The sequence below is a fragment of the Sphingobacteriales bacterium genome (assembly GCA_016706405.1).
In the GTDB taxonomy this organism is placed as follows: domain Bacteria; phylum Bacteroidota; class Bacteroidia; order Chitinophagales; family UBA2359; genus BJ6.
This window is the reverse complement of sequence record JADJJT010000003.1, coordinates 453,802-477,821: the sequence shown is the minus strand read 5'-3', so window position 1 is coordinate 477,821 and position 24,020 is coordinate 453,802. Positions and strand designations below refer to the sequence as shown.

The 24,020-nt window shown below is 39.7% G+C and carries 16 protein-coding genes and 2 pseudogenes; 9 read left to right on the top strand and 9 right to left on the bottom strand.

Going from position 1 to position 24,020, the window contains the following annotated elements; genetic code table 11:
- The first annotated feature begins 10 nt into the window (after nt 1-10).
- The gene (locus IPI59_13815; GenBank protein MBK7528591.1) at nt 11-4,678 is read left to right on the top strand and encodes a gliding motility-associated C-terminal domain-containing protein; all 4,668 of its coding nucleotides are present in this window, start codon (nt 11-13) and stop codon (nt 4,676-4,678) included.
- Between the two features lie 68 nt (nt 4,679-4,746).
- On the opposite strand, the gene IPI59_13810 is transcribed toward IPI59_13815, so the two are convergent.
- The gene (locus IPI59_13810) at nt 4,747-5,460 is read right to left on the bottom strand and encodes a hypothetical protein (GenBank protein ID MBK7528590.1); all 714 of its coding nucleotides are present in this window, start codon (nt 5,458-5,460) and stop codon (nt 4,747-4,749) included.
- A 147-nt stretch (nt 5,461-5,607) separates the two neighbouring features.
- Between IPI59_13810 and IPI59_13805 the strand changes: the two genes are divergently transcribed.
- A complete protein-coding gene (locus IPI59_13805) occupies nt 5,608-6,348 on the top strand; it encodes a hypothetical protein (protein ID MBK7528589.1) in 741 nt (246 codons plus the stop codon).
- 13 nt (nt 6,349-6,361) lie between these two features.
- Here the strand turns inward: IPI59_13805 and IPI59_13800 are convergent, their stop codons facing one another.
- Together IPI59_13800 and IPI59_13795 are read right to left on the bottom strand one after the other, a co-directional pair.
- On the bottom strand, nt 6,362-6,787 hold the full coding sequence (locus tag IPI59_13800; GenBank protein MBK7528588.1) for a DUF5606 domain-containing protein: 426 nt from the start codon (nt 6,785-6,787) through the stop codon (nt 6,362-6,364).
- Between the two features lie 42 nt (nt 6,788-6,829).
- Nucleotides 6,830-7,216 carry a hypothetical protein gene (locus IPI59_13795; GenBank protein ID MBK7528587.1) on the bottom strand — a complete coding sequence of 129 codons (387 nt, stop codon included), beginning with the start codon at nt 7,214-7,216 and terminating at the stop codon, nt 6,830-6,832.
- A 332-nt stretch (nt 7,217-7,548) separates the two neighbouring features.
- On the opposite strand from IPI59_13795, the pseudogene IPI59_13790 reads away from it, so the two are divergent.
- Nucleotides 7,549-8,314: pseudogene (locus IPI59_13790) on the top strand (IS5 family transposase).
- Here IPI59_13790 and IPI59_13785 read toward each other — a convergent pair.
- Entirely contained in the window at nt 8,304-8,945 is a 642-nt protein-coding gene (locus IPI59_13785; GenBank protein MBK7528586.1) for a hypothetical protein, read from the bottom strand. The pseudogene IPI59_13790 and the gene IPI59_13785 sit on opposite strands and share 11 nt — an antisense overlap.
- A gap of 280 nt (nt 8,946-9,225) precedes the next feature.
- On the opposite strand from IPI59_13785, the gene IPI59_13780 reads away from it, so the two are divergent.
- The 6 genes from IPI59_13780 to IPI59_13755 all read left to right on the top strand — a co-directional run bounded on the left by IPI59_13780 (nt 9,226) and on the right by IPI59_13755 (nt 16,394).
- Nucleotides 9,226-10,134 (top strand): PrsW family intramembrane metalloprotease, encoded by a 909-nt coding sequence (locus IPI59_13780; protein MBK7528585.1) that lies wholly within the window; start codon nt 9,226-9,228, stop codon nt 10,132-10,134.
- Nucleotides 10,135-10,144: 10 nt separating this feature from the next.
- Nucleotides 10,145-10,732 carry a dephospho-CoA kinase gene (locus tag IPI59_13775; protein MBK7528584.1) on the top strand — a complete coding sequence of 196 codons (588 nt, stop codon included), beginning with the start codon at nt 10,145-10,147 and terminating at the stop codon, nt 10,730-10,732.
- A gap of 193 nt (nt 10,733-10,925) precedes the next feature.
- The gene (locus tag IPI59_13770; protein ID MBK7528583.1) at nt 10,926-13,190 is read left to right on the top strand and encodes a T9SS type A sorting domain-containing protein; all 2,265 of its coding nucleotides are present in this window, start codon (nt 10,926-10,928) and stop codon (nt 13,188-13,190) included.
- Nucleotides 13,191-13,207: 17 nt separating this feature from the next.
- Nucleotides 13,208-14,068 (top strand): hypothetical protein, encoded by an 861-nt coding sequence (locus IPI59_13765; GenBank protein ID MBK7528582.1) that lies wholly within the window; start codon nt 13,208-13,210, stop codon nt 14,066-14,068.
- Complete coding sequence (locus IPI59_13760) at nt 14,065-15,585, top strand: hypothetical protein (protein MBK7528581.1); 1,521 nt, start codon at nt 14,065-14,067, stop codon at nt 15,583-15,585. Before IPI59_13765 ends, IPI59_13760 begins: the two co-directional genes overlap by 4 nt.
- Before the next feature lie 20 nt (nt 15,586-15,605).
- A complete protein-coding gene (locus tag IPI59_13755) occupies nt 15,606-16,394 on the top strand; it encodes a prolipoprotein diacylglyceryl transferase (GenBank protein MBK7528580.1) in 789 nt (262 codons plus the stop codon).
- Here the strand turns inward: IPI59_13755 and feoB are convergent.
- From feoB to IPI59_13730, 5 genes and pseudogenes are all read right to left on the bottom strand, one after another.
- A pseudogene (gene feoB, locus IPI59_13750) lies at nt 16,378-18,488 on the bottom strand (ferrous iron transport protein B). The gene IPI59_13755 and the pseudogene feoB sit on opposite strands and share 17 nt — an antisense overlap.
- 5 nt (nt 18,489-18,493) lie before the next feature.
- Entirely contained in the window at nt 18,494-18,745 is a 252-nt protein-coding gene (locus IPI59_13745) for a ferrous iron transport protein A (GenBank protein ID MBK7528579.1), read from the bottom strand.
- Between the two features lie 90 nt (nt 18,746-18,835).
- The gene (locus IPI59_13740) at nt 18,836-20,137 is read right to left on the bottom strand and encodes a replication-associated recombination protein A (protein ID MBK7528578.1); all 1,302 of its coding nucleotides are present in this window, start codon (nt 20,135-20,137) and stop codon (nt 18,836-18,838) included.
- A gap of 134 nt (nt 20,138-20,271) precedes the next feature.
- Nucleotides 20,272-23,013, bottom strand: a complete 2,742-nt coding sequence (locus IPI59_13735; protein MBK7528577.1) for a TonB-dependent receptor — start codon at nt 23,011-23,013, stop codon at nt 20,272-20,274.
- Nucleotides 23,014-23,087: 74 nt separating this feature from the next.
- Nucleotides 23,088-23,852: a class I SAM-dependent methyltransferase gene (locus IPI59_13730; GenBank protein MBK7528576.1), complete on the bottom strand. Its 765-nt coding sequence runs from the start codon at nt 23,850-23,852 to the stop codon at nt 23,088-23,090.
- Nucleotides 23,853-24,020 lie beyond the last annotated feature (168 nt).

The window sequence follows — 24,020 nt, the reverse complement described above, 5'->3', positions numbered from 1 at the left end:
AATACCAAATTTGTTAAATCCACCGCCGATATGCCAAAACGCTCCCCCAATTGGTTTAACCCAGTTTGCCGATCCATTGTATTCGGGCACATGGAGTGGAATGGGTGTAACCGGGGGCAATCAATTTGATCCGGCTTTGGCGGGTGTAGGCATCCACACCCTAAGTTTCGACCCTGACGGTGTTTGTGGAGACCTTGCAACTACTCAAATTGAAGTGCTGCCGGCAATTAGTATCGAACCGACAGTAGCTTATTTGTCGGCATTTGCTTGTAACGATGTATTTGATTTAGATAATTATGTAACCGATGCAAACGGCAATCCGGTTATTGGTGGCATTTGGTCGGGTGGGACTTTTATAAGTGCCGATGGGATATTTGATCCATCCGGATTATCGCCCGGCGATTTTACCCTAACTATTGATGTAATAATGCCAAACGGTTGCCCCTCAACTGCTACATTGTTGGTAAAAATTGCCAACCCGCTAACGCCCTTAGCCGTTGAACCAAATTTAAATATTTGTATTGATAATGGTCTTGTTGATTTAAGCAAATTGGTTTTGCCCCAATCGGGGTTTGGCGTTTGGAAAGGTACGGGTGTAAACAGTGTTACTAATCAATTTAATCCGGCGGTTGTGGGGGCAGGCAATTCTGTTAATTTAACTTATGAGCCTGTTTGCAATAATACAACGCTTATTGATGCTAATTTTACCTGTGTTACCGACTATTCGCCTGTTTGTGGCTGTGATGGGATAACCTATAATAACCCATGCGAAGCCGAGAAAAAAGGAGGTGTTATAAACTATACCGCCGGCCCTTGTAATTTAATATCCGGAGGTATTGGCGGCTGCCCCCAAAACAGTCAGACATTAACGGTAAATATAGGTGCTTTGCCTGTGGCCCTTCTTAATCCACCTCTTGGGGTGCTTTGCAATAATGGCGGCCAATCATTTGATTTAGATGATTTAATTGCGGTGGGAAGTGATTTGAATGGCGTATGGAGCATTAGTCCAAGTGTAAGCTTAAGTGCGGGCAATATTCTAAATCCGGATAGTTTAACTGCCGGAAATTATACGGTTACTTATATCGTAGCTGCTACGCCTCCTTGCACCGAGCCGTCTTCGGCTGCTCAAACAATTACCATTGAAACGGTTTCAATAAATGCTGGTACCGATTTTACCATTTGCGGCTTAGCAACTAGCATAACGGCCTTAGGCGATACCAACGGCAAATGGACAGTAACAAGTACACCATCGGGCACTGCAGTTGTGAGCTTTGCCACCCCTCTTGCTTTAACCAGCGATGTATTGGTAAACGAACCTGGGTTGTATGCTTTTACCCGCAGTGCAACCAGTGCTGGCGGTTGTATTGCTGCCGATACTGTAAATGTTTTGTTTACAAATTTGCTTAATGCCGACATACAAACCATTTGTGCTGCCAACCAACTTAATTATGACGTTGTTATTACGGTAACAGGCGGTAGTGGCAGCTATACTTTATTGGGTGGCAGTTTTACGGGGGGTAACCCTTATACAATCACAATACCCAGTAATACACCTTATTCCATTGTAGTTGATGATGGTGCTGACGGATGCCCACCTTTAAATTTTGATGGCCTTAAAGATTGCTCGTGCCAGCCAGATGCCCAATTGCCCCAACCTAATGCTATAAATTTGACATTTTGCCAGGGCGAGGCAATACCAAACTTTACACTTTCAAACACCGGCACCGAAACTTTTTATTGGTTAGCAAATTACAACGATGATATTAGTGCAGCTTTGGCACAAGGCTTAACATTTACACCAACTAAAGCCGGCACGTATTGGGTTGTGGCTGTTTCGGAGGGCAATTGCCCCAGCGATAAAATTGCCGTTACGCTTACCGAGCTACCCAAATCGCCCATTCCTAATAACTCGCCTTATCAATTTTGCGAAGGCCAGTCAATTGGTGTTTTGGTTGTACCTAATAGTGCAGGTGGCGAAATTGTTTGGCAAAGTGCCGATGGCTTAGACGATGGCCAAAGTGCTTCCGGATTTATACCTAACCGCACAACCCCGGGACTTTACGATTATATACTAACCGAAATTAAAACCGATGGCAGTTGCAATAGCCTTCCAACGCCTGTGAGCGTTGAAATTTTACCCCAAGTTAAACCTATTTTATTAAATATATCTAATATTTGCGAAACAGCTAACCCGCTTGATTTGTTGGCGTTTGTTGATGTTAATTACCCAAATGGCACTTGGAGTGGCACAGGCGTAGCTGGAAATAGTTTTGACCCCAGCATTGCCGGACTCGGAAGCCATATATTGACGTTTACGCCCGCTGGTTACAACTGCGCTTTAGAAAGTAATACTTCGATTACCGTCATAGACTGTGAAAACTGTTTTGGTATTGAAACACCGGTAAGCGGCAATCTAAGCACTTGTGACGGTGTTCCGATTGATTTAACAAGTATTGAAGCGCAGTTAGCTTTGAATGGAGATTTAACTTATTATTCCGGATTAGCTTGGTACGCCGATGCGAGTTTGACGCAACCGTTGCCTCCGGATGTATTTAACCACACAAAATCAGATAAATGTTCGCCCCAAACGGTAAATTTATATTTAGGTGCTTTATGCAGTTTAATTGGCACACCATTTCCGGCAGGTAGCGTAACAATTACCATTTATCCGCCCTTCGATGGTAGCTTAATTACCACCACTATTGGCGATTGTGCACCTCCAGAAATCAGTACTGCTTGTAGTTTGTATGAAATTACCCCTGTAAATGTACCGAGCGAGGTGAAACCTGGCCAGACGGGCACTGCCGAATGGATAGTTAGTTTTGCTGGCAGTACTTGTTTTAGTCAGGTAATAACTCAAACCTACGCTTGCCCAAGTTTATGCCCGGTAGCTGCTTTGGCAACCGCCCCACCCACCGAAGCCTGCTCGCAAGACGTAATAACAGCCTCAATAGCCATAACCCCCGATACCGCTATTTTAAATACCGATTACAGTGTGCAGTGGCTTTTGAACGGCAGCCCTATTGCCAGCGCTAACAACTTAACAGTAAATGCTACCCTGCCTTTTACCGACTGCGAACCTTTAATTGCCAATTTAGAAGCTGTTGTAACCTGTATTAATCCGGGTGGCCCCGACCAAGTAATTGCTGCTGGAACAATTACCGTTCAACCGCAATTTAACGACGGTTTACTAACCATTGGAAATAATAGCTGCCAGGTGCCAACAGTAACAACCTCATGCGCTTCATATAATATTGCGCCAACCGCATCGGTGCCTTTGGTTGTAAATCCGGGCGATAATGGTGTGGCCGAGTTTGAAGTTTCGGGTAATTGTTTTAACGAGCTGATTACAGTAGCCTACGGTTGCCCAAGTTTAAATTGCCCAACTGTTGCCGCTGCCTTAAGCAGTTCGATAGCTGTTTGCGAAGGCCAAATTGCCGATGCCAATAATTTAGCGAGTTGGCAAAGTGCTGTAGTTATAAATGACCCCGACAATATGGCAAATGGCTTTGCATGGTTTACCGATTCCGGATTAACTCAAGCCTATAACAACGAGCCTTTTACCTATTCCGGAGACGGCTGCACTCCTTCATCCTCAAATTTATATGTAGTATTACTTTGTAAAGATGGCAGCAAAATTGTTGCCGGCAGCGTAGCTGTTTCGGTTTTTGCCTCCCCAAATATGGCTGATTTTACCCAACCTGACCCCTGCAAGCTAATGATGAGCCAAGCCTGTAGTGCAGGTGTGGTTCAGTTAGAGTATGAAACCGTTAATGGCTGGGCTTTGCAACCCGATGAGGGCGCATTGAAAGCAATTTGGCGGGCTTACCAAATTGGCACACCCGATAATGATGGCGATGGCGAACCCGATTGTTTATTGTTAGGCGAAGTTGCAATTCCGGAAAATACGTTAACGGTAAATGCCGGTCAGGATTTGACAATTTGCGAAGGAGAAGTGGTTAATTTGTCGGCATTAGTAAACGGCAATCCGGATAAAATAATATGGACAGATATGAATATGGGTGGCAGTTTTGAACTTGCTAATAAACCTCAGTCAGAATATTTACCTTCAAAAATTGGCACTTATTTATTGGCTATCGAAACTAAAAATTTATGCTATACTAGTTCCGATACTTTGCAATTAATCGTTTTGCCCCAGCAAAATATAAGTGTTACTGCCGATTTAACTACTATAATTGTTGGAGGTAGCACGCAACTAAACGCAATAGGTGCTAAAACTTATATGTGGTCGCCGGCTGAAAGCCTCTCGTGTTACGACTGTCCTATGCCAATTGCCACACCAAAGGTTAGCACTACTTATTTTGTTGTTAGTACCGATGCCTGTACCGAAGGTAACGAAATTACTATTGAAGTGTTAAAACCTAACGATGTAGAGGTTGTAAACGCTTTTTCGCCAAACAATGATGGCGTTAATGATACGTGGCAATTAGCTGTTCAGGGGGCAACAATTCGCTACGAAGCAAAAATATACAATCGTTGGGGGCAAGAGGTGTTTACCTATGTAGGAAAATCGCCTACCGATGCTAATGCCGGATGGGATGGCCAACTGCAAGGTGTGCCCCAAGAGGCTGGCGTTTATGTTTACAGTGCGCTTGTTGTATTTGAAACTGAAAAAGAACCACACAGGTTTAAAGGAAATATTACCTTAATTCGGTAAGTAAGGTTTCTATTAACTACCGCAATTTGAAAATAAAAGTCGGTGCAAATTTTATATGCGCCGGCTTTTTATTGTGGGGCGTTCGTTGTAAAATATACTTTTTGTCCGGCAATTAGGGCATAAGGTGGTTCAAACGGCGGAAAATAAGTAGCACGTATATGGCGTTCAATTTTTTCGACCTCCCAGTTAAGGTCAATTTGTTTTAGCTGTTCAATTTCGTGCCGATGATGGTAGGTTGTGCTGCGCTGTTCAACCAATAAATGCTGGGGAGTTAGCTTGTAATTTCCGGATAAAATAGATGGCATTGTTGTTTCGAACAAAGCAATTCCGGCGTTAAAACTAAGGTCGTACAGGGTGGTAACCCAACAATTTTGAGGGATGGTAAACCTTGATTCGGCAATAATAGCGCCGGCATCAATACCGGTTTCAAGTTGGTGTAGCGTAACGCCAAACTCGGTTGCTTGGTCAATAATAGCAAACGAAAACTGGTTGCAACCCCTGTACTCGGGTAAAGGGGCTAAGTGTAAATTAAGTGCAAGTTTTTTTGCTTTGTCAATATGTGTTTGATTTAAAATACGGTGATATTGTACCGATATTATATAATCGGTTTCGGGAATTTGATTGGGATGGTTAATGATCGGAATTTGGTTGACCTTACATAAATTTTGCAAGTCGTTGGCAACTCCGGATGTTTGCAAAGCAGTGTTTCCGGATGAAATATCGGCGGCTATGATTTCAATTTGCAAGTTTTGTTGTTGCGCTACTAAGAATTGTAAACACAAAAATCCTATTTTTTTTGCCCTAAAAAAACCAAACGTTTGGGTTTATCCATAAAAATAAGCTGATTTTATAAAATTAACACAAAATTACGGTTAAATTGCTCTAAAAGCCCTAACTTTCGGGGTCAAAATAAAATGAATTGAATAACTATGGTTGACCTTAAAAAACTTAAATCGTTGTTTGTTGTTACCGAAGAACCTGTTACTACAGACAATACGACTAATTCGGATTCCGGAAAAAATACCGAGAACAACGAAAACGCACAGAATACCGAGAACAAAAACAATACTACTTCATCAAACAACGATAATTCCCAGTCTTCATCTACCAACCCACCTACTGCTATGCCCGGCGAAATTGACCAACGTTATTTAGATGTATTGCTGCACGCCATTGAGGCAAGCAACCGCGAAGGCTTTGATTACCTTGAATTTAAGAAAGCAGTTAAGGCAATGGAAAGCCTGCCTTTAAACGAGCAAACCCGCTACCAGTCGGCATTTGCCACCGCCTCGGCAATGGGGCTAACAGTGCAAAAACTCCTCGATTCGACATTGTATTACCGAGGTGTGCTCGAAAAAGAAAAAGAAACGTTTAGGCAGTCGCTCGAAAATAAAGTACGCGCCGAATTGCTTGGCCGCGATTCTGAAGCCGAGCGTCTTAATGCCGATTTAGCAAAAAAACAAGAGCAAATTGCAGCCTTACAACAAGAAATAGCCACCCAGCAACAACGCCTTAGCCAAATTCAGGGCGAAATTGATACCGTAAAAGGTAAAATTGAAGCCACTAAAAATAATTTTGTGGTAACATTCCAATTTTTGTCGCAACAGTTTGATGACGATATTGCCAAAATAAAACAATATTTAGGTAGTGGCAACCCGCCCGGCAAGTAAGTAATTAAAAGGCTTAAGCATTGCTGTTGGCATTTTCTTCCTCCGGAATTGGGTTTACTAAGTCGTGCTCCATTAATATTTGAAACCACTTAATTAGTTTTTTAATATCGCTGTTATAAACCCTGTCGGCAGCGTGTGTGGGTAAAATTTGGGTAAAGTATTGCCTTAAACTATCGCCCGATGCGTTAGCATCTGGAAGCGGCAGTTCGTTTAGGCGCGCTTTCATTTCAAGCATTACTTCTAATAAAGGTTTATTGTCTCCGTCGTTGGTAAAAATGCTAATACTATAAAGCGGCGAAAACATGTGATTGCGCGTTGGTACAAATTCACGGGTTTTGCTGGGGGTCAATGCTTGCATTACGGCGCCATCTTTGCGTTGCTGCACCATACTAAAAAGTCCCGATTTATTTGATATAGCAAATATTTCTTTAAATGTCATTAGAAAAACAGGTTAATAAAATAATTAAATGAGGGCGCAAATTTACAGTTTTTCTGGCATTTTATTGAAATAGCGCAATAAATAGGTTTGCAGCAGTAACTGTTCGCTGTTTAAGTTTTTGAGTTTGTTGGGCAGTGGTTTGCTTGGCCTGAAATGTGGCCATCCGTCTTGGTCGCGGTGGGTAAGCTCAAAATAGCCATCTAAACTTAGCAAAGTACAAACGGCAATATGCATTAGGTCTTGTTTTTCTTCTTTTTCAAATTTGCGGTGTAATTGCCCAAGTTCTTGCAAGCCAACTAAAAAGAGTAAGCCTTGCAGGTCTAAATTTTTGCCAAAGGTAAGCCTAAGCTCATGCAGCAAAACATTAAAAGTAGCGTTAATTTCTTCTTCGTTAATTAATGTAGGGCTAATATTATTTGGATTTACCATCCCTTATTGAATCTTTAAGTAGAATAAAAATTTAATGTAAAATAAACTTGTGATGTTTATAACAAAGGTACATACAAATTGATTAATAGGCAAACATAATTTGGTTTTGCCGAGCTAAGATAAATCCGGAAATAAAAGATTTTGAAGTTTACAAGGCAGCTTAGTCTCTTTGTTTTACAAAACTTAGAGACTGTCTAAAAATTAAAAATTGGCATGCCAGTCCTAAAAATTGATAGGAAAAAAGTTATTAAAAGAGATGTGAATAAAAGACTATCAGTTTGACGTTTAAATAATAATTCATAGCTTTATGAAAATCAAACACATAAAGTAAAATGAAAACCTACCCAAGCAGTCTCACCGATAGTCAATGGAGTGCAATATTAGGCATTTTAGACGACAAACGGAAACGAAAACACAGTTTAAGAGAAATTTTAATGCGCTGTTCTATTTGCTTAAACTGGCTGTCAATGGCGCATGCTGCCGTTCCATTTTCCGTCATGGAAGCTTGTTTACTACTATTTTACCAAGTGGAAGAAGGATGGGACGATAGAACTCATCCATGAAATACTCAGGGATAAGACTCGAAAGCAAGCAGGCAGGGCTTCATCGCCAAGTGTTGGTATAATTGATAGCCAGAGCGTAAAGACAACAAGCGTCGGAGGCTTGTGCAGAGGGATTGACGGGGGTAAAAAAGTTAAAGGCAGAAAGCGGCATATTATTGTAGATACAATGGGACTACTTTTAGCGGTTGTGGTTCATGCGGCAAATGAGCATGACAGTAAATCAGCCCCAATGGTTATAGCTGACCTCAGAGGCAGGTTTTGCAGATTGGTAAAGATAGTAGCTGATGGCGGGTATAGAGGCGAGTTAATTGAAAATACCCGCAAAACGTTTGGGTGGGTGGTTGAGGTTGTAAGTAGATCGAATACAGCCTCGAAATTCGAAGTATTGCCAAAAAGATGGATTGTTGAAAGAACTTTTGCATGGCTCGAAAGCTATCGAAGATTGAGTAAAGACTTTGAGTTCCAAACCGAAACGAGCCAGACAATGATCCAACTTGCCATGATAAAATTAATGCTTAATAGAATTAGAAAATAAAATTTAGACAGGCTCTTATATTTTCAAACGGCATAAAATAATTAGGAAGGCAAGTCAATGTATCGCCCTGTATCGTAAAATCGATACCTTTAAAACTAAGTTCCAAGACAGATTGGTTTAGTTCAACTTCAAAATAATTGTTGTTATTGGTCGAGTCTTTAATTTGCGTAGCTACATCCGGAAAAATTTGGTGTTGCAAGTACAAGTTTTCGCAATTTGGGGCATCAAAGTAAATGATGCCTTTATTGTTGCTCAATTCAGTAATAGTTGTTGTTTGCGTATTAATTTGGCAAAAGCCTAAAACGACCCCACTAACCAACTGAATCTTAGGTGCGTTAATAACAATAGTAGAGCCATTTTTATTGGCGTGGTAGGCCTGTTTTGTTACAGTAAAGTCAGATCCGGCAATTTTATTGCCCTGCAATTTTAAAGTATTGCCTTCAACGGTATAACTGCCGCTGGCTTGCCGGTCGGCTGCGCCATAACTAAAAAAAAACTCAAATTGGCCATTGGGGTGAAAATTAAAAGCAGCAGCCATTTCGCGCTGACCAGTAAGCACGTAAACACCTTCTATGAGCAATTGTGGAGGGCGGGTAGGCATAGTTTTATCCGGAAGTAAAAGGTAAAACAAAAAAAATAAATATAAAAACATGTAAGTAGGTAATTGAAAATTAATAGTTTGGCACTAAAAATTAAATGCAAATCTACGCAAATTACCAAAGTGTGTAGTGGTAGTAAAGTAGAAAACAATTTTTATTCCTATAGTTAATCAATAATCAAATATGCGTGTTTCGGCGCATGTATAACGTTTTGAAAAATATGAATTTCTATTTAAAAAAGTTGTAAACTTGCACTTTGTTTTGTTTCAAACAATATATTATTTTATATTAGCGTCTATCTAATTCTTTTATATGCTACCTTTAGTATTAGTAGCTATTTCCTTAGCCCCCGTAGTTGCCATTATTTGGTTTATTTATACTCGCGATAAATACGAAAAAGAACCCACTCGGCTACTTATTTTGGCTTTTGTTTATGGTTTAATAAGTGTTATACCCGCATTAGCCGGAAGTTATTTAGGCTCGCAAACGGGCATTAATCCTAATGCAGGTTTGTTTGATGCGTTTATTTTTGCCTTTGTTATTGTTGCTTTGGCCGAAGAGTTAGGCAAGTTTTTATTGTTGCGTTACGGACTTTTTAACCACAAATCGTTCGATGAACCTTTTGACGGCATTGTGTATTCGGTGATGATAGGGATGGGGTTTGCCGCCCTCGAAAACGTATTATATGCCCTCGATGGTGGTTTACAAGTTGCCATCCTCCGGATGTTTACTGCGGTGCCCGGACATGCCTCTTTTGGGGTAATTATGGGCTATTACGTTGGTTTGGCTAAGTTCGAGCCTCAAAAGCGCAATCAACACTTGCTAACGGGTTTGTTTGGGGCAACAATAGCCCACGGCACATACGATTTCTTTTTAATGCAAAATAGTATTCCGGGTATTGGTTTTGGTGCCTTTGTGGCCTTAGGGGTGTGTATTCGCTATTGCATTATTGCTATAAAAATGCACCAACATGTTTCACCGTTTAAAAATATGTCCGAAACGGCAAATACCAATCAATCTCAGTCTGATACTTATACAGTTAATAATACACAAAACCTAAATACAGCTTATAGCCCTGCCGAGTTAGATGTAATTGCGCAAATAACTATAAAACCTTATGTAGAAGAAAACAACGAGTTACCAGCGGATTCCAACCAAGAAGATGAGGAACAAACTGAAGATATAAATAAATCTCCCCGAAAACCGCCATTAATTCCTTAAGTAATTTTTTATGCTAAAAGTAGGTATAACCGGTGGCATTGGCAGTGGCAAAACCACCGTATGCCGTATTTTTGAAACACTTGGCGTGCCGGTTTATTATGCCGATGATGCTGCTAAATGGTTAATGGCAAACGATGCCGGCTTGCAAAATAATATCCGGAGTTTATTAGGAGAAGAAGCTTATTTTCCGGAGGGACAACTTAACAAGGCATTTATTTCCGGAAAAATATTTAACAATCCGGATGCTAAACAGGCACTCGAACAAATAGTGCATCCTGCTGTATTTGCACATTTTTCGGCCTGGCTGTTAAACCAAAAATCGCCTTATATTTTAAAAGAGGCAGCCCTATTAATAGAAAGCGGTTCGTATAAAACCCTCGATAAAATTATTTGCGTAACTGCACCCCAACACCTGCGGATAGCGCGCGTTATGCAACGCGACAAATTAAGCCGCAAACAAGTAATAACGCGGTTAAACGCACAAATGCCCCAAAGCGAAAAAATTAAACTCGCCGATTTTGTTGTAAAAAACAACCTTAAAAACATGCTTATTCCGCAGGTGTTGGCAATACATGGGGTTTTAATGAAAAAAGATTAGCGGCGGTAAAACGTATTATTTGGTTACTTTTTGTTATTTTTAATATAAAACTGCCTTATTACAAGTGGTTTAGTTTGTTAAGGAGTTAAATGCTCGCAAACCAAGTTGTATGAAAAAAAAAAAAAATGTTTAAATTTATTTGCATTTCATATATAGTTGATGTAATTTCGTGCAAACTTAAATAATTATTTTTATGAAAAAGCAATTCCTTTTATTCGTATTGGTTTTGATTGGCACAAACATGGTATTAGTAGCCCAGCCATCATTAGCTTTCCCCGATAGCATAATCTATCACCAACAAAAAGTTAGCTTACAGGTAGATAATTACGTAATGGTTTTTACTACAATAAGTCCCCTAACATCAGCTCAAGTTAATGCAATTGGGTATATACAAGATGTTGAATCGGTAGCTAAAATAAATGCTTTAGCAAATAGATATGCTGTACATTTTGTAACAACAGCGACACCAACAGAAATAACAACTGCCAAAAACCAAATTGGACAAATTGTTTCATTAATAACCGAAGCCCCGGTTGTGTTAAATTATGTACCTGATAGCTTTGCACTCGCGCGCCAAAATCTATATACAGCTATGGTGCATTACAACGAGGCTAAAAATAGTGTGCTTGAAAACAACCATCAAAGGCGTTTTATACCTGCAAAACGCTTAACCATTGAGTTAAAACCCATAGAAGGCGAATACAGCTATGATACAACTTTTAACAATTTGGCAACTACCTATAATTTAACTGCTATTAATGACACTAATAATACAATGCCCGAAAACGTAAAAGCTTTTAATGTACCAAATAGTCAATCATACGTTAATATAATTAATACTTTAAATACATTAAACACCTTACCATACATTGACAATTCTTATTTGCAGTTTGAAAATGATTATATTGATACCGAAGAAGGTAGCGGTACTAATACCGAATTAGGTAGTGAAACTTGTAGCGCTGATGTTGATGGTTTTGTTTGGCATAACAACGCCAACGGCAAAATTGGCTCGTGGGCTATAGGTGCAAACGACTTGCAAATTGCTTTTGATAGCGACGGTGACGGTGATGATGAACTACTTAGTATTGCCGACAACGGCTGGGCAACTTTACAAGCTTATAACGATGGTGTTTGGGATTACGTTTGGAGCAATTTTGGCAATTGGTGGCTTGGTGAAGTTGATTTAGGGCGTTTAGCCGGATATGTTGTCATGCAAAATGGCGATGCAACTGGCAAAGAGCACATTTTGTTTGTATTAAAGCCAAAAAATGGCGGTATTGGGCAGTCATTAAAACGAGAAGCAAAACTTGTTAGGTTTGCAACTACAAAGTGGGCTATTACTATGTGGAGCGGAGGCTCAGAGTTTTATGACATCAATGGCAACGGACCCTATTCTATAAATGTCTCTCCACGCTTTACCCCTTTTGACCACGATGGAGATGGAAAAGACGACCTATTTTATTTAGACGCATTAGGAAATGCTATTTTATGGTATTTTACCCCCGGAAACGCCGGAAAATGGAAACTAAATACCCGATGGAATGGCAGCGTGAATACATGGATTGGCGGAACTAACTTGAGCAATATACAAGCTGTTTACGCCCTTAGAGCCGACTCGTTAGATACCGCCGACGAACTGCTTTGTATTAATACACTTTGGGCAAATTTAGAAAATTTCGACGGCAATACTTGGACACAGAAGTTTAGTAACAATGGTACAGGGTACTTAGATAATAATGTTACTACATTTCAATATGTGCCAAGTTTTCATAAACTAAGCGATTTAGATTTTTATATGATAGCAAACGTTGATGGTGGCGAAGTAGCCGAAGAAATTACAAGTTTTGAAAAATATGCCAATAATAATTGGATAGAAATCCAATCGTACAATACACATCCAGGTAGGGTTATAGATGGTTTTCAATATGAATGGTGTAATTGGGGTGAGGGTAGCGTTTACGATAAAGTTAAGCTAAGCGATAAAATAAATTTAGCCTCAATTAAACTATGTAGCACCACCAATAAAGACCTAACACTAATTTGGGCGCCCGAAACCAAAATAAAAATGAATGTTTGGCCATTTACCTTTACCAAAAAAATGAAAGGGGTTGCAGGCATATTTAAAATTTCTGATAAAATAAGTTTTTACAAAAATGAAACTACCAATAATCCCATACCCGCCAATATTATAAGTAGCCATATTTACCCCAACCCTGCAATAAATCATGCAAAAATTAATATATCAAGCACAGCCTATATTGATAAAATTGACTTACAAATAACTGATATAAACGGACGAGTATTTGTTAAAAAAAATATGCTCATAGATTTACATGTTAATGAAGAGGCCACATTTGACATAGATATTGAAAATTGGCTACCCACCGGAAATTATATTTTAACTTTGCACTATGCAAACAAAATAATAAACACTTATAAATTGTTGGTTTTATAGATAAACAACGCTAACTTATGAAAACTACAACCCGTAAGTCATTATGTTTGCTGCTTTTGGCTTTACTCTTGTTTTTTACAAGTGCTTGCTCTTCAAAAGGCAATCGCGATTCGTACCTAAATATTCCCTGCGACAGCACTTCGTTAGATTTTGTACACTACGAAGATAGTATAGCAGTTTTAAAACTAATGGACGAGTTTGGCATACCGCGTAGGTCGAAACTTAGAGACACTATGGCGCAATATTATGGTTTTGGATTAAACTACTTACTTGCACGGGTAAGAAACCCCAATATTAACCGTAAAATATACGACAGCATAGCCCGCACGAGCCTGCCATACGAAAACACTATGTTTAAAAAAACAATATATTACGATTTGGAGGTTTGGGAGTTTTTTTTGTATGCTAATGCAGATGCAGTATTTCTTGGAAAATTAATAGATATTAATAATATTTACGACACTATAACATGCAAAAAGTATAACCAAGACTATATTGTAGAGGTAAATGAAATGTTGTATAATAATGGTAATATTGTTTTTGGCGATTATATAAAATTAAAAGATAGTTATGGTTATAGTGGTGCTTGTGCTAACGACCGTTCAGGGTATAAAACTATTTCAATAGTGATGGATGGTGTTGACATAAACAATATAGGAAGCACGTATATATATATAATTGATTTAAGTGGGTCGTCTCGAATGTTTGCTTTAGAGAAATTCTTTAAAAATATACCACAAAAATACAAAGATAACTTTTGCAATTCACAATTTATTATACATGCAATGCCATTATATTATGAAAAACTTGGTGGGGGTATAAAAAACAATGACAGTAAAAGTATTAAACAATTTCTTAAATTAATTCATACACCATGAAATTTTATTACATTTTTTTGTTATTTTTGCTCAATTTTAAAGTCGTAGCACAATTTGATTATTCGTGCACTTACAATAAAGTTGAAACTGATTATGATGGATACTATTCGGGGAGATGGGTTGATAGAAGCGACCCTTTCAACGAAAAACTGTGGGATTCAGGTGATGCTTATTCAATAGAATTTCAATTGCACCAAAACATAGTAATAGATAAGGTTTTTCATCAACAGGTTATAGTTGCGATGGGTATATGGAATGATTATGGTGCGTATAATGGTGAGTGGGTTTCGCCGGTTTTTACGTACAGCTCGCAATATTCTACAGCCAACGGAATATTAGAAGATGACAATATTAACTTAATTGGATTTGATACTTTCGGACATATTAATATTAACAATTGGGGTCATAAAGGAGCCGTAACAGTTGTTTATGCAAATAAATGTGGTGAGTCAAATTTAGCTCCTGTGATTACTGGTGTTGATATATTATTTAGCCCTACTATGAATTTTCAAAACCTAACACAAGACATAGTGGATACCACTGATGTTGTTGATTTTACATCAGTTGCAGTGCATGAACTCGGACATACCTTTGGCTTAGGGCATTTAGACAATATTGCTCATGCAGTTATGAGTCCGGGGTCATTTTATGTTTATGGAAGTATAAAAAAAACCTTATCACCTGAAGATTTGTGTATGGCTTATGTTCTTCAAAATTCAAATATACCTTGTACCGATTTTAAATCACCGTCTAATGAAGAAATTAGTGGTAATGGCGGCGGCGGCGGCGGTACCACTTGCAAGGCGGGTGTTGTGTCAAATTACAATGCTTATTTTCAGCGTGCTATGCTTAATTTTGAAAAAGAGTACCTAAGTAATAATGTTCCTAAAATAAAAAAAACCATTTTGCATAATTTTGACGATTTACAGAATGTAATTTACTCCGAAAACCCGTCAAGTAAGTTGTTACAAAAAAAATTAGACCATGTTTTAGGCGAAATTTACGATAATGTGCACGAGTCTTTTTCAAAAATAGCCCCTACCAATAAATTAAACCACAACGATATTGCTGCCATTTACGATTTTTTAAATACCCTCAAAACACAAACCACCAACAACGAAATAATTTCAGCCTGTAATTATATAATAAACTACCTACCTTATTTAGAAGATAAATCTGTTAAAGAAGCCCTTATAATACTCGATAAAGGAGAGATACCTAATAATATTAATTATAAAGACCCAATTACCATTGTTGGTTTACTTAACAACTACCCAAATAGCAAAACAGTTTATTTAGATTATTTTTTAAACATACAAGGCGAATTTAATTACAATATATTAAATCAAAATGCACAGGTTGTAAAAACCTTTAGCGAATATCAGTATGCCGCCAAAAACAGTCTGCCAATATCAATAGACAAGTTGCCAAATGGCATTTATTTTATACAAGTGATGCATAATAAAAAACCAATAAACAACCCACCTAATTACTTGCGTTTTATAGTATCTAAGTAAGCAACTATTGTATTTAGTATATGATTAGTTACCCAACATGGCTACCCCAACAAGCTTCGGGCTGGTATATGTTTATGGTGGGTGTAGCGGCAGTAATGTGTAGCATTTTTTTGTTAGGCTATACCCTATGTCGTTCAAAAAAAATGCTAAACCCTGTTGGCGTATTCTTTATTGTTTTTGTTCTAACTCAAATAGGGTTGTTAGGTGCTAGGGTTTATTCGGTGTTTGAAGATGTGATACTGCACTTTAAAAGCGGCGAGCCACTAAGTAACTACCCCTTGCGCGATAAAATGAACAGCGGCGGTTTTAGCTATTATGGCGGATTGTTATTAGTTATGGCTTGTATTTATGGTTTTTCAAAGTGGTTTTCGTTAAAAAAATTACTTGAAATAGCAGATATTTTAGCTATTACAGTTTGTATTGGCTATTTTTTTGGAAGGCTTGGGTGTCAACTATCCGGAGACGGCTGTTACGGAACCTATACTACCTTGCCGTGGGGTATGCACTATATAGATGGGCAGTATCCGAGTTTATTACCAGCACATCCTGTACCCATTTACGAAATGATTGTAACCGGCATATTATTTTTTTACTTACTATGGCTCAATGAACGCAAACAATTTACAGGGCAAATATTTTGCCTTTACCTAATTATAAGTTCATTATCGCGTTTTATGTTTGAATTTATTCGGAACAATTCAAAATTAGCTATTGGCTTAACATTCACACAATTCACAGCGTTAGCAATTTTTTTATTCAGCATTTTATTAAGGCAACGCATTAAAAGTTCTGTTAGCTCATTACCCTAAACACCAACCAAGCGGCAAAATAGGCCATGGCAGTCATGTAAAACAACATTATTAAAGTCCATTTCCAAGAGTTGGTTTCGCGCCGGGTAATGGCCAAGGTGCTCATACATTGCATAGCAAAGGCGTAAAAAATCAACAACGAAAAACCTACTGCGGGCGTATAAACGGGCTTTCCGGATTTGGGGTAGGTGTCGCGTTTCATTTTTTCAATTAGGGTTTCGGGGTGTTCGGTGGCAATATCACTTTCAATACCATAAATAGTAGCCATAGTGCCTACAAACACCTCGCGGGCTGCAAAACTGGTGAGTAAACAAATGCCAATTTTCCAATCGTAGCCAAGTGGGGCAATGGCAGGCTCAATAAAATGCCCGATACGCCCTGCATACGAGTTTTTAAGCCGTTCGGAGGCGTGTTGTTGTGCTAAGACGTGTATTTCTTCTTCGGGGCGGGGCGTTTGGCTTTCAAGTAAGGCTTTTTGCTGCTCGTATTTTTGGTCAATTTCTTCCATGGTTTGACCAGGCCCATACGAAGCCAACAACCACAAAATCAATGAAATGAGCAAAATAATTTTTCCGGCTTCTACAACAAAAGTTTTGCACTTATTGTAAATTCCTAAAACAACATTGCGCCATCTTGGACGGCGATATATGGGCATTTCGGTTAAAAATAAAGGGGCATTGCTTTTTTGAGGTAAAAACATTTTAAATACTAAGGCCGACCCCAATGCAGCGACAAAACCCAGTACATACAAGCCCATCATAGTTAATCCCTGCAAGGTTAAAAAGCCCAAAACGCGCGTACTTGGAACAAACATGGTAATTAGCAAAATGTAAATGGGTATCCGGGCCGAGCAACTCATAAGCGGTAAAACCATAATAGTTAGCAACCTTTCGCGGGTTGAGGGTATGTTGCGAGCCATCATAATTGAAGGAACCGCGCAGGCCATACCACCAATTAAAGGCACCATGGCACGCCCGCTAAATCCAAATGGGCGCATAATTCTATCCATTAAAAATACAATACGTGCCATATACCCCGACTCTTCCAAAATTGCCAAAAGAAGAATAAAAAAGCAATTTGGGGTACAAAAACCAAAATTCCACCCAAACCCATTAGCAAACCATCGGTAAGCAGGTCGGTAATCCAAAACTCGGGCATAATTGCTTTTAAATATCCGGCTAATTTTGCAATACCGCCATCTATTAAATCCATCGGCAATGAGGCCCAACTAAAAATTGCTTCAAAAATTAGCAGCAATAGCACAATAAACACCAAATATCCGGCAACAGGGTGCAAAAGTATGGCATCTATTTTATTTGTAAATTGTTCGTCTTTTGTGGGTTTGCGGCCTAAAACGCCGTCAATTAATTTCCGTGCCTTGTGTTGCCGCCAGTGCAAATCATCTGCTTGATGGTATTGGGCTTGAACTTCATTAATTTGTAACTGTGGTTGGCTATTTTTATTTAATTTACTTTGTAATAGTTTTAAAAATGCTTGGTATAAATTGCTTGTTTGCTCTTGTTGTGCAAATGCTTCGAGGGTTGAAGTTAAATCGGGTGGAATTTTAAAAAACTTCGAATAATTTTTTGTTTCAATAGGTTCGGTAATGGCTTGTTTAAGTGCCGTTATGCCTGTTTGTTCGCGGGCCGAGATAGCCACAACCGGGCAGTTTAATTGCTCAGATAGTAGCTGGGTATTAATTTTGATGCCTTCGTTATGCAGTATATCGGCCATATTTAAAGCCAAAATTAAAGGTATTTGAAGGTCAATAACTTGAGTAGCCAATGCTAAACTGCGCTCGGGTTGGGTGGCATCAATAACCAAAACAACCTTATCCGGATAATCGGGTTGATTGGTTTGAAGCAGCGTTTGAATTGTTATTTCTTCGTCTTGACTATTTGCATACAGAGTATAAATTCCCGGAAGGTCAATAACAATAGCTTTTTGACCATCGGGTAAGTTTAATTGCCCTTGTTTGCGGTCAACAGTAACGCCCGGAAAATTTCCAACCTTTTGGTTGAGGCCCGTGAGCAGGTTAAATAACGAGGTTTTTCCGGAATTAGGGTTGCCAATAAGGGCTATTTTTAACGGCATAGTGTTTAATTGTCGGTTAGCTCGACCCATATCTGTTTGGCGGCATGTTTTCGAATACCTATTTTAGTGCCATTTACAGCAATAGCAATGGGGCAACCCCAAAGCGCAATATTGCTTAATTTTATAGTATCGCCACATTGTACACCCATATTCAGCAATGCGTTTTTTAACTCAGGATGGTTAACGGCAAACAAGATTGCTGTTTGCCCAAGACGCAGTTGGGTTAAAGGTATTGGCTGTATTTTTGGGCTTGGCATAAATGATTTATTTAAACATAGTCTAAATAAGCCACAAAGATAGTATAATCTTGGCAATAGTGGCAAAATTTTGTGGCACTGTTCAAATTTTTAATAGTCGTATTTTTCTTTCCATCGCTGGCGCAGCCATTTCCGGTATTCTTCTTCGCGGGTATTGGCAGCTGGCTGATATAGTTTGGTTTGCGCTATTTCTTCGGGCAGGTATTCTTGGGGCCAAAAGTTGCCTTGTTTTTCGTGTGGGTAAACGTACTCGTTGCCATACCCCAACTGGCGCATTAAGCGAGTGGGAGCATTGCGCAGGTGCATGGGTACGTTTAAGTTTCCGGTGTCGAGCACTAATTTTTTGGCGGCTTTTAAGGCAGAGTAAACACTGTTGCTTTTGGGCGAGCAAGCCAAATAAATAGCAGTTTGTGTAAGTGTTAAAGCACATTCCGGATACCCAATTTTAGCAACTGCATCAAAACAGGTATTGGCAATTACCAAAGCGGTAGGGTTGGCATTACCTATGTCTTCGCTGGCTAATATCAGCATCCGGCGGGCTATAAACTTAGGGTCTTCTCCACTTTCTATCATCCGAACCAAATAATATATGGCTGCATTAGGGTCGCTTCCGCGCAGCGATTTTATAAAGGCCGATATAATGTCGTAATGTTGTTCGCCCGATTTGTCGTAGCGCAGCAACAGTTGTTTGCCCAACTCATCGGTTAATTGGTTGGTAATGCGCAAAGGCTCGTTGGTTGGGGGCTGACTTTGTACTAAAAACTCTAACAGGTTCAGCAATTTGCGGGCATCGCCCCCCGATAGTTTAAGCAAAGCCTCGTATTCGACCAATTCAATATTACGGCTGCGCAAATATTCATCGTTATGGATGGCAAATTGTACTATACGCAGCAGTTCGTCGGCGTTTAGGGTTTCAAGTACAAACACCGAACACCTTGACAATAAAGGGGCAATTACCTCGAACGATGGGTTTTCGGTAGTAGCACCAATAAGGGTAATTATGCCCTTTTCGACTGCACTAAGCAACGCATCTTGCTGCGCTTTGTTAAATCTGTGAATTTCGTCTATAAATAACAGGGTTTTGCCTTGCCCTGCTGCTTTGTCAATGGCTTCGCGCACTTGCCGCACCCCCGACTCGACTGCATTTAGCGTAATTAATGGCAATTTAGTATGGTTGGCAATAATATAGACCAAAGTGGTTTTGCCAGTGCCGGGCGGCCCCCACAAAATTAAAGACGGCACAACGCCCGCATCCAAAGCCTTTCGCAAAAGCGATGTTTTGCCCGTTATAACCTGTTGCCCAATGAACTGATCTAAGTTTTTGGGGCGCATACGTTCGGCCAGTGGAGGTGTCGCCGAAAATAAATTATCCGGATAATATTGGTTGTTCATTGGGCAAATTTAGAGTTTTTGTGTAAATTTAAGACTTCAGATTGCTACTTGGCTTTATTTTTTCCGGATGAAATAAGTGATAGTTCAAGCAACGAGTAAACATCCGATAATTAGTTTTTAAATCCGGATATTAATTAAAAATTGACTTGAACGCCTAAATTTAATCTACGACCCTGCCCAAAAAAAACTTCAATCTTTTCAATTTCGTAACCATCACGGGTACTGGCATCACTTATATACTCGGTATTAAGTAAGTTTAAAATATTGCCATAAATACGGCCATTCATAGTTTTACCGAGTTTAAAATTGTACCCCGCGCTTAGGTCAAAAAGTTGATAATTGGGGGTTTGCCAACTTTCGCGGTCGGCATTGGGGCCGGTTAAAAATTCGGGCTGAAAATCGGAGAAATTTTTGCCGTAATAAATACCTTTTAAAGTAATATACGCTTTTTTGATGGGTTCAATCCGGATGCTGCCGCCAAATTGCACTTGGGCTGCATCGCCTACATGCACACCTTTGGCGCTAAAATTTAGGTTGGCGGTAGTCAATTCAGTCGAGTCTAAACCTTCGGTTGCCTCAATAACTGCTTTGGCATTGCTGTTCCAAATCCAATCTCCCACGGACGAGAGCAGTTCAATTTTTAACCATTTCAATGGTTCAATAGCGGCATCTAATTCTACGCCCCGGTGGTCGGCACGTAATCCGGCAACATTGGCGGTTATACTGTTGCCATCAACATCTTCAAAGCTAATAATTAAGGGTTTGTTGAGCCAAGTTGTGTTGTAGGCGTTAAAATTTACTGCCACATTTGCCGATTTGTAACCCAGCCCTAATTCGGTCGCTATTATTTTTTCGTTTACAAATTCGTCGTATTTAGAGTTAGAACTGCTAAATACGTTTCCGAATGGGGGTGCTTTGTCTAAATAGCCTACATTAACAAAAGCGTTCATGCGTTCGCTAAAATTCCAGTTGGCCCCAGCTTTGGCTGTAAATCCAGGTATAATTACTTTGGGCGTGGTTGAAACCCGCAAATTTGGGTTTCCCCATTTTATAGTATCGCCGGTTGTTGTTATATACCAGTTTTTTGGATTATAACCTACCGCCTGATAGACCCATCCGGTGTCTGTTTCGAGGTCCCATTTCTGGTAGCGGTCAATGCGTTGATAGGCTGTAACGGCGCCAGTGAGGTTTACAAATGCGCTGATATTACCTTTGTCGTACTCGAGTTGGGTAAAAGCGCCGCCCCAATCAACCAAGCCGTCATAATTTCGGCGTATGGGGTCGCCTTTTTTGCGTTGAATGGCGGCTCCGGCCACATCTATGGTGTAGTTGGGTGTTTTATCGTTGTAAAAATCGCCGCCAAGCAAATCATAAACTTCGGCGGTGTGGATGCCCTTGTACGAACGGCCATCTAAACCTCCGGAAAAAGTTAATAGCTCGTTTAGTTTCCACTCGAAGGTAGATAAAAGTCCGTACCAAACGTGGTTGTTTATACTTGCTTGTAAAATAATGGTACTTGCACGAGGCGAAACCCCATCCCAAAACAGTGGGTTTGCATTGGCATTGTAAGATTTTTGATAGTCGTATTGCCCACTTGCATTGGTTGGAACAGTGCCAAAATTAGAGGTGCCACCTCCGTTTCCTAAGGACAAATAAGCGATGTTTGACCAGCTAAAATTGCGATGTGGAGCAAAAAAATGCTTTAATGTTATTTGAGGCTTGTGGTAGAAGTTTAATTGCTCGGTTAGTGTTTCGGTTTCCGGAAGTATGGTGTCGCCGTTGGCAAGTTTCCAGCGCTGAATATTACCCCAGTGCAAATTGTATTTTAATCCGTTATTATAGATAGGTTTTGTGCTTTTGGCCATTCCGGAGGTGTCAACACCTAATTTTGCTGCCCAGTCTGTACTGTAAACGGCAATTTTTTGTTTAAAACCTGCCTGCGCGTGTTGTTGTGGTGCGCCAATTGCCGATAGTCCCAAGGTGTGTTTACCTAATTGTTTTTCGAGTTTGGCAAAATAAAACCAAGCTTTGCTCCATGTATTGTCTATAAATCCGTTTTGTTGGCGGTACGAGCCAGTAAAAGTAAAGCCCCAGCCATGTTTCATCCGGCCGGTAGTACCTGTTAAGGTTGTTTGTAAAAATCCTTGTGTACCTATTTGCTGTTTTATTGAAAAGCTTTTTTTTGCTTCGATACCTTTAGTTAACATATTAATGGTGCCACCTACCGAGGGCAATGCCAATTTTGATGCCCCAAGGCCGCGCTGCACTTGCATACTGCGGGCAACCTCGCTTAAACCCGACCAATTTGACCAATAAACCCAACCATTTTCCATATCGTTTACCGGCACGCCATCTATCATAATGGCTATGTTTCGCTGGTTAAACCCTCTAATTGTAACTCGTGCATCGCCATCGCCGCCGCCTTGCTGGGTGGCATAAACGCCGGGGGTACTGTTAAGCACCATGGGTAAATCTTGTACGCTAACCTGCTCTTGAATTTTTTCGAGGGGTACGGTGCTAAACGCCACGGGGGTTTTACGGCTTCGGGCAACGTCGGCAACTACTACAACTTCGCTCATTAAATCATTTTTTTCTTCGAGGGTAAAGTTTAAAGTTAAGTTTTGTGAGGCGGTTAATTCAACGGTTTTTGTTTGAGAAATATATCCGATATAACTTACTTCAATGGTTGAGGCTCCGGCGGGCAATTCAAGTTTGTAGTCGCCATTATAATCGGTAACAACGCCATTATTGCCACTCCGGATAGCTGCCCCAACGAGTGGTTCGTTAAGCAACACACTGCGAACGCTGCCTTGTATGGTAGCAGTTTGGGCAAGCAAAGTTGTGCTGCTGCCAATGGATAGTTTTAGGACAATCAAACAGCAAATAATAGCAATAAAACGGATGTTCGGCATATAATTGTTAAAAGTTAAATGTATATTTATAATGTTCATTATTTATGCGCAATGGCCAATAAGTCGAAACAGTTTTTGTCGGCGTTTTTTAGGTGATAATCGCCAACTTGTATATCGTTTACTAAATTTGGATTGCCTTTTTTTAATTTTTGGCGGTTAAAGCGGTTAAGTATATCGTAGGGAATTTGCAATAATTGGCGAGGCAATTTGTATTGCAAATTAAAAATATCGAAGCGGGTAAATTTCCGGACCGATTTTTTATTGTCTTCGTAGTATTGCATTACTTTTTCGTTTCCATATACGCCCTGCATATCAACTTTGCTAAAATGTGTTTGCAAAAGTTGCGTCAGTTCGGTATGGGTGTATTCGCGCACATGCCATGGGTTGCGCGTTAAAGACATAGGGCGGTTGGGGGTAGTTAAAACTAAAACACCGCCTGGTTTAAGCACCCGCGCCAATTCTTTTACAAATTCTGCATCGTTTTCGATATGTTCAATCACCTGAAAACTTACCAACGAGTCGAATTCATTGGAAGGGTAGGGCAGGGGCGGTACGCTGGCTTGGGTAAAATGCAAATGTTTAAATTGTGTTGTCCAGTTGTTTAAATTGGTTTTAAACTTATCGAGTGCATGGTAGGTTTGCACTTTATCGGCTAAAAGTGGAATTCCGTAGCCTTCGCCGCAGCCAACTTCTAATAATTGGCCGTTTACCAAATTGGCAGCAGTATGGTAGGCCACCAAATGTCGTTGGTAAATTACATTATCTGATCCGTCGTGCGATGAAATTCGTTCGGCTGTTTGCATAAATATCTTTGTTGTTTGAGGTTTTCAAGCTCAATTTTCCTTAAAAAAGCACAAATTTAGGATTTTTAACTGCCTTATTATGCTATTTACGTGATTTGACCCGTTAAAATTACTGCACACCCAATAAAATTCCTAATTTTGCTGCCTTATTACCATTTATAGCCTAAT

What these genes read in the sequence shown, in the direction of transcription:
- IPI59_13805 (MBK7528589.1), top strand. Translation starts at nt 5,608, where the DNA reads ATGGTTGACCTTAAAAAACTTAAATCGTTGTTTGTTGTTACCGAAGAA.
- IPI59_13800 (MBK7528588.1), bottom strand. Translation starts at nt 6,787, where the DNA reads ATGACATTTAAAGAAATATTTGCTATATCAAATAAATCGGGACTTTTT.
- IPI59_13795 (MBK7528587.1), bottom strand. Translation starts at nt 7,216, where the DNA reads ATGGTAAATCCAAATAATATTAGCCCTACATTAATTAACGAAGAAGAA.
- IPI59_13780 (MBK7528585.1), top strand. Translation starts at nt 9,226, where the DNA reads ATGCTACCTTTAGTATTAGTAGCTATTTCCTTAGCCCCCGTAGTTGCC.
- IPI59_13775 (MBK7528584.1), top strand. Translation starts at nt 10,145, where the DNA reads ATGCTAAAAGTAGGTATAACCGGTGGCATTGGCAGTGGCAAAACCACC.
- IPI59_13770 (MBK7528583.1), top strand. Translation starts at nt 10,926, where the DNA reads ATGAAAAAGCAATTCCTTTTATTCGTATTGGTTTTGATTGGCACAAAC.
- IPI59_13765 (MBK7528582.1), top strand. Translation starts at nt 13,208, where the DNA reads ATGAAAACTACAACCCGTAAGTCATTATGTTTGCTGCTTTTGGCTTTA.
- IPI59_13760 (MBK7528581.1), top strand. Translation starts at nt 14,065, where the DNA reads ATGAAATTTTATTACATTTTTTTGTTATTTTTGCTCAATTTTAAAGTC.
- IPI59_13755 (MBK7528580.1), top strand. Translation starts at nt 15,606, where the DNA reads ATGATTAGTTACCCAACATGGCTACCCCAACAAGCTTCGGGCTGGTAT.
- IPI59_13745 (MBK7528579.1), bottom strand. Translation starts at nt 18,745, where the DNA reads ATGCCAAGCCCAAAAATACAGCCAATACCTTTAACCCAACTGCGTCTT.
- IPI59_13740 (MBK7528578.1), bottom strand. Translation starts at nt 20,137, where the DNA reads ATGAACAACCAATATTATCCGGATAATTTATTTTCGGCGACACCTCCA.
- IPI59_13730 (MBK7528576.1), bottom strand. Translation starts at nt 23,852, where the DNA reads ATGCAAACAGCCGAACGAATTTCATCGCACGACGGATCAGATAATGTA.